Annotated in this window: 1 pseudogene; it reads left to right on the top strand. The window is 55.9% G+C overall.

Annotated elements, in window-relative coordinates:
• Window positions 1-269: 269 nt before the first annotated feature.
• Window positions 270-509 (top strand): annotated as a pseudogene (locus tag J8I34_RS34210) (IS110 family transposase); the annotation flags it as partial.
• Window positions 510-844 lie beyond the last annotated feature (335 nt).

The following is an 844-nucleotide window of genomic DNA, read 5'->3' as shown; positions in this document are numbered from 1 at the left end:
GGATCAGAACGACATGCTGGAAGCGCTGAAACGCCTACAGGAGCAGCCGTGGCCACTAAATGGGACTGAGAACTGAAATGCGGCTGGCTGCTGGCAATTCAAATCCATTCCGCTTGCCTGACAGCCCTGCTCGGATCACCACCGCCCTACGGAACACCCAGAAAACTGACCAAGCAAGTTGAAGGCTCACCGGACATAATGAAATGGTCAGCCCGATCCCCCGATGCATCGCCTAGGCTGTAGGCGTCACTTCTCGGAGGGAGACTGCCATGTGTGAAGTCGCATTGATCGGTATTGATCTCGGCAAACATGTCTTTCACTTGCATGCCCAGGACCGCGGCGGGCATGAACTCTGGCGCAAGAAGGTGACGCGCAAGCAGTTGCTCCTTTTAATGAGCAACTTTCCGCGCTGCACGCTGGTCATGGAGGCCTGCGCAGGCTCCCATTGCCTTGCGCGAGAACTGCAGGCACTCGGTCACGAAGCCAGTAAGCGTGGCCCCAGCACCGTCTGTTCATGAAGAGCCTTAGCAGGTTGCTGAAGTACTCATCGCGCAAACGATGAGTCTTCGCCTTCAAGGCTGGTAGGTTCGCTATTTTTCACAATCCGGAAGCTGGGCGTCACTGCATCGACTTTTCCGCGTTTTGACGCTCATTTTCGGCTTCAATACCGCGATTACTGCAACTGCGGACGGATTTGTCCCAGCGAGCGCATGCGCACGAGGTTGTAGGCGGCCATGCTCAGCACAAACATCTGATCGACTTTCTTCAGGAGCTAAAGTCGAAACTGGTGTACAGGCGGGGAATTTGAGGCGCGGAGTAGAGGGCGGTGGAGCTTTCCGCTGAG

The sequence above is a fragment of the Cupriavidus phytohabitans genome, assembly GCF_017815025.1.
Classification (GTDB): Bacteria; Pseudomonadota; Gammaproteobacteria; order Burkholderiales; family Burkholderiaceae; genus Cupriavidus.
The sequence above is the reverse complement of the archived record's forward strand: the minus strand, read 5'-3'. Positions and strand labels throughout refer to the sequence as shown.